This is a genomic window from Pseudomonas sp. GM84 (assembly GCF_000282535.1).
GTDB lineage: Bacteria > Pseudomonadota > Gammaproteobacteria > Pseudomonadales > Pseudomonadaceae > Aquipseudomonas.
In genome coordinates this window covers 1-8,828 of the sequence record NZ_AKJC01000361.1, presented here as the reverse complement: position 1 = coordinate 8,828, position 8,828 = coordinate 1, and the positions used below count along the sequence as shown (strand labels likewise).

Genomic DNA, 8,828 nt, shown 5'->3' with positions numbered 1-8,828 from the left:
ACCCCTGTAGCTATGGAGAAAAAGCTGAAAGCTGCAGCATGAAACCTAAACCGGTGTCCAAAAATAGTTGACCAGTTCAGCTTGCCGGCGATAGGGCCGCTACAGACGACAGCCAACCCCTCGGATACACTCGCCTCACCTTATCGCCCAGCAGGACGCCGCCATGCCCGACACCGCGCAGTTGCTGACCTTCGCCCTGATCTGCCTGGGCATGGTCCTGACCCCCGGCCCCAACATGATCTACCTGATCTCCCGCTCGATCTGCCAGGGCCGCCAGGCCGGGCTGATTTCCCTCGGCGGCGTGGCCCTGGGCTTCGTCATCTACATGTGCAGCGCCGCGCTGGGCATCACCGCGCTGATGATGGCGGTGCCCTTTGCCTACGACGTGCTGCGCATCGGTGGCGCGCTGTATCTGCTGTACCTGGCCTGGCAGGCACTGCGCCCCGGTGGCCGTTCGCCTTTCCAGGTCCGCGATCTGCCCGCGGACAGCCCACGGCGGCTGTTTGGCATGGGCCTGGCCACCAGCCTGCTCAACCCCAAGATTGCGGTCATGTACCTGTCGCTGATGCCGCAGTTCATTCATCCCGACCATGGCAGCGTACTGACCCAGTCACTGGTGCTGGGTTCGACCCAGATCGCCATCAGCGTCACGGTCAATGCACTGATCGCGACCATGGCCGGCTCGATCGCCGTGTTCCTCGCCGGGCGGCCGCTGTGGCAGCAGGTTCAGCGCTGGCTGATGGGCACCGTGCTGGCCGGCCTGGCCCTGCGCATGCTGGCCGAAGGGCGCCGTTGATCATTCGGTAAAAAACTCGGGAACGAACCGTCGAGCGCACCTCTCCTATCCATCAGATGGATGGCAATGTGCCTGGGACTTCCGAGACATGAAAGTGCTTCAGCAACACGACACCCATAACCCGCCACCGCACTTCCTGCTCAACGGTGGGGCCATCGGCAGTCTGCTGCAGTCGATGGACTGGAGCGATTCCCCACTTGGCCCGCCAGAGACGTGGTCACCGCACTTGCAGGCAGTGATGGCCACGCTGCTGCCGGCCCAGGCGCAATTCGTGCTGTTCTGGGGCGCGTCTTACGCCGCGCTCTACAACGACGCCTATGCACCGACCATCGGCACCAAGCACCCCCAGGCATTGGGGCGGCCGGCTGAAGAAAACTGGCGTGAGCTGTGGGAAGACCTCGAACCCCTGCTACGCGGGGTGCGGGAAACCGGCCAGACCTTTTCGGCCAAGGATCGCCCCTTCTATATAGAACGCCGCGGCCTGGGCGAAACCGTGTACTTCGATGTGTCCTACTCCGCCGTGCGCGAGGCCGATGGCAGCGTCGGCGGGGTGCTGTGCCTGGTCACCGAGACCACCGAGCGGGTGCGCTTCCAGCAGCGTCAGGCGTTTCTGCTGGCGCTGAGCCGGAGCTTGGCGGGGCTGGGCGAGGCAGAGCGTATCGAGGCCTATGTCGTCAGCCGCCTGGGCCAACACCTGGGGGCGGCGCAGGTCTATTTCGGCGAAGACCAGGGCGATGGCGCAGGCTTCAAGGTCGCCCATGACTGGGCCGACGGCGTGCCATCGTTGGTCGGCCAGCACCGCTACGCGACGTTCGGCGCAACGTTGCGCGAGCAACTGGAGGCGGGCCGGGTGGTGCAACAGGCTTATGACAGCGCGTCGACGCCGCTGAGCGGCCAGTGCGCCACGCTGCATGTGCCGGTGCTGCGTGGCGGCCGCCTGGAGGCGATGCTCGGCGTGCACTTTCGCGCCCCACACCCGTGTTTCGAAGACGAATGCCAGCTGGTGGTGGACACCGCCAAGCAAGCCTGGGCGGCCATTACCCATGCCCGCGCGGAACGTGCCCTGCACCTGCTCAACGAAAGCCTGGAAGAGCGCGTCGCGGCGGTGCTGGCAGAGCGCGAGGCGGCGATGCTGCAGCTGCACGAAGCGCACAAGCTGGAAATGATCGGGCAATTGACCGGTGGCATTGCCCATGACCTCAACAACATGCTCACGCCGATCATCGCCTCCTTCGAGCTGATGCGTCGGCACCCGCACTCCGAACGGGCTCCGCGCCTGATCGACGGCGGCCTGCAGGCCGCGGAGCGGGCGCGCAACCTGGTCGGGCGCTTGCTCAGTTTCGCCCGCCGGCAGACCCTCAAGCCGCAGGCCGTGTCGCTGGCCGCGCTGGTGGAGGACATGCGCGAGCTGATGGCCCGCTCGCTGGGGCCGACCATCGCCGTGCAGGTGCAGATCGACCCGACACTGCCCGCGGTGGTGGTCGATCCGCATCAGCTGGAGCTGGCCCTGCTCAACCTGGTGGTCAATGCCCGCGACGCCATGCTCGACGGCGGTGTCCTCAGCATCGCTGCCGGGCTCGATGCCGATGACCCGCAGAGGCCTGCGGGGGTGGCTGGCGCACAGCTGGTCTGGTTGCAGGTCCGCGACAGTGGCAGCGGCATGAGCGAAGAACAGCTGCGCCGCTGCATCGAGCCGTTCTATTCCACCAAGGGCGTGGGCAAGGGCACGGGCCTTGGCCTGCCGATGGTCCAGGGGCTGGCGGTGCAATCGGGTGGGGGCTTCGAAATTCGCTCGCAACTGGGGGAGGGGACGGTAGCCACGTTATGGCTGCCGATCAGCGATGTCGCGGCGGTTGGCCGTGACGGTGAGATCATCGACGTGCCTTTGGCTGCCCGTGCGGCCCGGGTGTTGCTGGTGGACGATGAGGAAATCGTGCGCCATGCCACGGCCTTGCAGTTGAATGACCTGGGCTACGAAGTGACCGAAGCCGCCAGCGCTGCGGCAGCGTTGCAACTGGTGGAGCAGGGTTGGATGCCCGATGTTCTGGTGACCGATCACGTCATGGCCGATATGACCGGGGTGCGTTTTGCCCAGCAGATGCGCGAGCGCCAGGCCGACCTGCCGGTGCTGATCATCACCGGCTACGCCAATCTGACACCCAAGGAACTCAAGGGCTTCGAGGTGCTGCGCAAACCGTACCGGCGCTCCGAACTGGCGCAGAGTGTGGCGCGGTTGTTGGCAGGGTTCTAGTCAGCGCTGGCCCTTTCGCGGGGCAAGCCCGCTCCCACAGGTATTTCACTGTTGCGAAGGGTAGTGCACTACCTGTGGGAGCGGGCTTGTCCCGCGAAAGGGCCGGCCACGGCTCAGCGAATGAAATGCACCTTGCCGGTATCGTCATTGCCCATGTAGATCCCGTAAACCCCCGCCTGGCGCTCAAGGATGTAGCGCTCGAGAATCTGCCGGATGGCCGGGTAGTAGATCTCTTCCCAGGGAATCTCGTCTGGCTCGAAGAACTTGTAGGCCAGCGTCTCCGGCCCATACTGCCCGGTCTCTTCGGTAGCGATGGCGCGGAAGATGATGTACACCTCGGAGATTGTAGGCACGCTGAAGATCGAATACGGCGAGACGATTTCGCCGCGCACGCCGCTCTCTTCCCACACCTCGCGCAATGCCGCCTGCTCGGTGGTCTCGCCGGCCTCCATGAACCCGGCCGGCAAGGTCCAGGTGCCGGGGCGCGGCGGGATCGCGCGCTGGCACAACAGGTACTTGCCATCGCGCTCGATGATGCAGCCCGCGATGATCTTCGGGTTGATGTAGTGGACGTAGCCGCAGCCGGTGCAGTGCAGGCGTTCGTGGGTGTCGCCTGTGGGAACGCCCCGGGCCAGTTCCGTGGTGCAGTGCGGGCAGTAGCGCGGGGCGGTGGGCATGGTCAGCGGCCTGTGCGGGGTTGTATACGTGGCTCCTTGAGGGCCAGGGGCTCGACGATGTCGCGCACCTTGGTGTTGTCGTCCTGCTTCTGTCGCAGGTAGTCCAGGGCCACCTTGGCGGCAGCGCGGACGTGATCGACCGAGGCCTGGTGGGCGGCCAGCGGATCGCCGCCCTTGATCGCCTCGACGATCTTTTCCATTTCACGGTTGCTGGCGCCGCGGCGGTTTTCCTGCGACACCGAGGTGGCGCGCAGGTAGCTGATGCGCGCCTGCAGCTGGCGCAGCTGCTGCGCCGCAACCTGGTTGCCGGAGCCTTCCAGGAGCACGTCGTAGAAGCCTTGCACCGAATCCAGCACCTGTTGCAGTTCGCCTTCCTCGAGCGCCTCGCGGTTGACCTCCAGCGCTCGCTCCAGGGCGCGGATGTCCTTGGCCTTGGCGTTGAGGGTGAACAGCTGCACGATCAGGCCTTCGAGCACGCAGCGCAGCTCGTAGATGTCGCGGGCATCTTCCAGGGTGATGATGGCCACGCGCGGGCCCTTGGCGTCGGCGAACTCCACCAGCCCTTCGGACTCCAGGTGGCGCAGGGCTTCGCGCACCGAGGTGCGGCTGACCCCGAGGCGGTCGCAGAGGTCGCGCTCGACCAGGCGGTCGCCCGGGAGCAGGTGGAAGTTCATGATCGCGCCACGCAGCTTGTCGAGCACGATTTCACGCAGGGTAACGGGGTTGCGGTTGACCTTGAAGCTGTCGTCGAGTGGCTGGCGTTTCATCAGGTGCGCTCTTTATGAGGCTGTTGCGCCAACATCACGGAATACCCCGAACCGAGGCATTCCTTGCAGTGGTTCGAACAGCCCGTTGTTAACGGGTTGACTCCGCATCGGCTTCGGCGAACGCTTCGCGGGCCAGGCGGAAACTGTCCACCGCCGCGGGCACGCCGCAATAAATGCCGACCTGGAGCAGGATCTCGCGAATCTGTTCACGGCTCAGGCCATTGCGCAATGCGCCGCGTATGTGCAGCTTGAGCTCGTGGGGCCGGTTGAGCGCGGAAATCATGGCCAAGTTTATCATGCTGCGCTCTTTGAGCGACAAGCCTTCGCGGCCCCAGACGTGGCCCCAGCAGTACTCGGTGACCAACTCCTGCAGGGGCTTGGTGAAGTCGTCGGCGTTCTGGATGGAGCGGTTGACATAGTCCTCGCCCAGCACCTGGGTGCGGATCTGCAGGCCTTTCTCGTACTTTTCGTTGCTCATTGCTTCGCTCCGAATGAAAACAGGGGCCGCAACCGAGTGGTGAGGGATAGCGCGGCCCCTAAAAAAGGGGGTGGAACAGGGCCGCTGCGCGGCCCATCGCCGGCAAGCCGACTCCCACAAAACCTGTAGGAGCCGGCTTGCCGGCGATTGGGCTGCAAAGCAGCCCCTCTCTGCATCAACCCAAGGGCGGCAAGGCGCCCAGCTTGCCCTTGTGGTAGACCATCGGCGTCACCGCCTGCTCCGGCAGCACCAGGTTCATCACCGCGCCAACGATGATCGCGTGGTCACCGCCGTCGTACTCGCGCCACAGTTCGCACTCGATGATCGCCGTGGCCTTGGCCAGCAACGGGTTGCCCAGCTCGCTCAGGTGCCAGTCGATGCCCTTGGCCTTGTCCTTGCCCTTGCCGGCGAAGGCATAGGCCTCGGCGGTCTGGTCGGCGGACAGCAGGTGGATGGCGAACTGCTTGCTGTCGCGCAGAATCGGGTAGGTGTCGGAGGCGTAGTTGGGGCAGAACAGCACCAGCGCCGGGTCGATCGACAGCGCGCTGAACGCGCTGGCGGTGATACCGACGATGCCGCCGTCGGCGTCCAGGGTGGTGACCACCGTGACGCCGGACGGGAAGGAGCCCATCACGTCTTTGTAGATGCCGGGTTCGATCATCGGGTTTTCCTCCTAGCGCATCACGAACGGGTCGGGCATCGGCGCGGTGGACAGGTTGATCCACACGGTCTTCAGCTCGGTATAGGCCAGCACCGAATCGATGCCGCTTTCACGGCCGTAGCCGCTGTTCTTGAAGCCGCCGATCGGCGCCATGGCCGACACCGCGCGGTAGGTGTTGACCCAGATGATCCCCGAACGCACGTCGCGGGCCAGGCGGTGGGCACGGCCCAGGTCGCGGGTCCAGATGCCGGCGGCGAGGCCGAACTGCGAATCGTTGGCCATCGCCAGGGCCTCTTCCTCGGTCTTGAAGCGGATCACCGCGGCGACCGGGCCGAACACCTCTTCCTGCATGATGGTCATCGAGTTGCTGTCGCACTCGAACAGGGTCGGTTCGTAGAACCAGCCATCACCCTCGACCTCGGCACGCTTGCCGCCCATGTGCAGCTTGGCGCCTTCGGCCTTGGCTGCCGCCACCAGGCCTTCGACCACGGCCAGCTGTTGCGCCGTGGCCATCGGGCCCATTTCGCTGGCGTCGTCCTGCGGGCTGCCGATGCGGATGCGCTTGGCACGGGCGATCAGGCGCTCGACGAAATCGTCGAAGATCTCGTCCTGCACCAGCAGCCGCGAACCGGCCACGCAGCTCTGGCCGGAGGCGGCATAGATGCCGGCCACGGCGCCGTTGATGGCGCTGTCCAGGTCGGCGTCGGCAAAGATGATGTTCGGCGACTTGCCACCCAGTTCCAGCGACAGCTTGGCGAAGTTCTCGGCACTGCTGCGCACTACATGGCGGGCGGTGGCGGCGCCGCCGGTGAAGGCGATCTTGCGCACCAGCGGGTGGCGGGTCAGCGCAGCGCCCGTGCTTGGGCCATACCCCGTGACCACGTTGACCACGCCCGGCGGGAAGCCGGCTTCATGGGCCAGGCGGGCCAGTTCGAGGATGGTCGCCGAGGCATGCTCGGAAGGCTTGAGCACGATGGTGTTACCCGCGGCCAACGCCGGGGCCAGCTTGATCGCGGTCAGGTACAGCGGGCTGTTCCACGGGATGATTCCGGCCACCACGCCGATCGGCTCGTGCACGGTGTAGGCGAACAGGTCCGGCTTGTCCAGCGGCAGGGTGCCGCCTTCGAGCTTGTCGGCCAGGCCTGCGGTGTAGTGGAAGAACTCCGGCAGGTAGCCGACCTGGCCGCGGGTTTCGCGGATCAGCTTACCGTTGTCACGGCTTTCCAGCTGGGCCAGGTGTTCCTTGTTCTCGGCGATCAGGTCACCCAGGCGGCGCAGCAGCTTGCCGCGCGCGGTGGCGGTGATGCTGCGCCATTCTTTGCTGTCGAAGGCGCGCTGGGCGGCCTGCACGGCCAGTTCGACATCGGCTTCGTCGGCGTCGGGCAGTTGCGCCCAGGCCTGGGCGGTGGCCGGGTTGAGGCTGTCGAAGGTCTTGCCGCTCTGGGCATCGCGCCATTGGCCGTCGATGCACATCTGGAAACGAACGAGGGTCATGCAACAATCCCCTTGGCGGATTCGGTGAGGGTGCGGGCTTGGCTGAGGAAGTCCAGGAGCATCTTGTTGACTTCCCGTGGTGCCTCTACCGGCATCATATGCCGTTGCTCGGCGAGGACCACGCTTTGCGCGCCCGGAATGCTGGCGGCGAGCTGGCGGGTCATGGCCGGCGTAGAGCCTGCGTCGAGTTCGCCGGTGGCGATCAGCGTCGGCACCTGGATGCTGCCCAGGTCGGCTGCGCGGTACATGTCCTGGGTGGCGAACAGTGAGTAGGTGGTGTGATAGCCCTGCGGGTCGTTGCTCGCCAGCACCTGGCGAATCGCTGCGACCTGCGCCGGGTTGGCGGCCTTGTATTCACGGCTGAACCAGCGGTCGAGCGCGGCATCGACGTTGGCGTCGGGGCCCAGCTGCGCGGCCTGGGCGGCGCGGGCGATGACCCCGGCACTCTGCTCGGGGGTGCGGTTGAACACACTGTTGAGCACCACCAGCGCAGACAGGCGCTGCGGGTATTCCAGGGCAAAGGCGCGGGCGACCAGGCCCCCCATGGAGAAGCCGATCACGGTGGCCTGGGGGATCTGCAGGTGGTCGAGCAGTTCGGCCAGTTGCGCGGCGTAGCCTTCCAGGCCGATCTCGGCCGGGGGCAGGGCGCTCTGGCCGTGGCCGAGCATGTCGTAGGCGATGACGCGGTAGTCGTTGGCCAGGCCCACGAACTGCCCGCCCCACATTTCCTTGTTCAGGCCCACGCCGTGGATCAGCACCACGGGTTGGCCCTGGCCCTGGACCAGATAACTGGTGCCGGCCGGTGTACGTTCAGCGACAGGCTGAATCATGGAGGGCGCTCCTTGAAGGTCGGGCGTGGCGCATGCACGCCACGCCCCGGCCCGTCTGGTTTGTTGTTATTGAGCGTTGGCTTTTTCGGCAGCCAGTTCTTCCAGGTCGATGTAGCGGTTGCCGATGCGCGGGTGCAGGCGGCCGCCGTCGGCGGCACCGAGGACCACGACGATCTCGTCGGCACGCGGGGCGTCTTCGATCTGCATTTCCAGGGTGATGTAGTGCGAACGCAGGCCTTCGTCGTCCTTCTGCATCATCGGGATCTGGATCGAGGTGCCTGGGCCGCCGCGCTTGTTGGTGAAGCTCAAGTAGCTCTTGGCCTGTACCGCTTCGCGGTAGTGGTTGCCGAAGCGCAGGGTGTGGATCACGGCGGAAGCGTGCTCGATCTCACCGTCGGCACCGACCACGGCGGCCTTGCCATAGGCTTCGATCTTGTCGGCACCGCCGATGGCGGCGGTCAGGCGCTCGACCATCAGGGCACCCAGCTCGGAGCAGTTGGCACGGATTTCCGGCTTCAGATCCTCGACGAAACCGCGACCGGCCCATGGGTTCTTGATCACGACGGCCAGGCCGACCATGGTCACCGGCTTGTCGGTGGCCTTGCCGCCTTCGATGCGGGTCTCTTCGGAGTAGGTGACGATCTTGCGGATTTCGAAACTCATGGGGGGCTCCTGGTGAGGGTTATCAGCTCTTGTTGTCTGATGGTATACCATAATATTTGTTGTGCAAGAGGGGGGGTGAAATTTCTCTTGCGGGGGGACGAAAGGTGGGCTGATCCCTTTATTTCTGGGCTGTCTGTACTGGCCCTATCGCCGGCAAGCCGGCTCCTACAGGTACTCCACTGCACTCAGCCCGGTGGGGTACCTGTGGGAG

9 protein-coding genes are annotated in these 8,828 nt (G+C 65.4%); 2 read left to right on the top strand and 7 right to left on the bottom strand.

From position 1 onward, the window contains the following. Positions 1 to 163 precede the first annotated feature (163 nt). Both PMI38_RS25615 and PMI38_RS25610 read left to right on the top strand, forming a co-directional pair. Entirely contained in the window at positions 164 to 796 is a 633-nt protein-coding gene (locus tag PMI38_RS25615) for a LysE family translocator (RefSeq protein ID WP_008100871.1), read from the top strand. A gap of 88 nt (positions 797 to 884) precedes the next feature. Beyond that, the gene (locus PMI38_RS25610) at positions 885 to 3,047 is read left to right on the top strand and encodes a response regulator (protein ID WP_008100869.1); all 2,163 of its coding nucleotides are present in this window, start codon (positions 885 to 887) and stop codon (positions 3,045 to 3,047) included. A 113-nt stretch (positions 3,048 to 3,160) separates the two neighbouring features. On the opposite strand, the gene PMI38_RS25605 is transcribed toward PMI38_RS25610, so the two are convergent. The 7 genes from PMI38_RS25605 to PMI38_RS25575 form a co-directional block, all read right to left on the bottom strand. Continuing rightward, on the bottom strand, positions 3,161 to 3,724 hold the full coding sequence (locus tag PMI38_RS25605; protein WP_008100868.1) for an NUDIX hydrolase: 564 nt from the start codon (positions 3,722 to 3,724) through the stop codon (positions 3,161 to 3,163). A 2-nt stretch (positions 3,725 to 3,726) separates the two neighbouring features. Continuing rightward, positions 3,727 to 4,491: a GntR family transcriptional regulator gene (locus PMI38_RS25600; RefSeq protein WP_008100866.1), complete on the bottom strand. Its 765-nt coding sequence runs from the start codon at positions 4,489 to 4,491 to the stop codon at positions 3,727 to 3,729. Between the two features lie 88 nt (positions 4,492 to 4,579). Continuing rightward, positions 4,580 to 4,969, bottom strand: coding sequence for a carboxymuconolactone decarboxylase family protein (locus tag PMI38_RS25595; protein WP_008100863.1), 390 nt, complete (start codon positions 4,967 to 4,969; stop codon positions 4,580 to 4,582). A gap of 175 nt (positions 4,970 to 5,144) precedes the next feature. Continuing rightward, positions 5,145 to 5,630, bottom strand: coding sequence for a flavin reductase family protein (locus PMI38_RS25590; protein ID WP_008100861.1), 486 nt, complete (start codon positions 5,628 to 5,630; stop codon positions 5,145 to 5,147). Between the two features lie 12 nt (positions 5,631 to 5,642). Beyond that, positions 5,643 to 7,124: an aldehyde dehydrogenase gene (locus PMI38_RS25585; RefSeq protein ID WP_008100859.1), complete on the bottom strand. Its 1,482-nt coding sequence runs from the start codon at positions 7,122 to 7,124 to the stop codon at positions 5,643 to 5,645. Continuing rightward, positions 7,121 to 7,954, bottom strand: coding sequence for an alpha/beta fold hydrolase (locus tag PMI38_RS25580; RefSeq protein WP_008100857.1), 834 nt, complete (start codon positions 7,952 to 7,954; stop codon positions 7,121 to 7,123). Before PMI38_RS25580 ends, PMI38_RS25585 begins: the two co-directional genes overlap by 4 nt. Positions 7,955 to 8,020: 66 nt before the next feature. Continuing rightward, the gene (locus PMI38_RS25575) at positions 8,021 to 8,617 is read right to left on the bottom strand and encodes an amino acid synthesis family protein (protein WP_003256068.1); all 597 of its coding nucleotides are present in this window, start codon (positions 8,615 to 8,617) and stop codon (positions 8,021 to 8,023) included. Between the last annotated feature and the right edge of the window lie 211 nt (positions 8,618 to 8,828).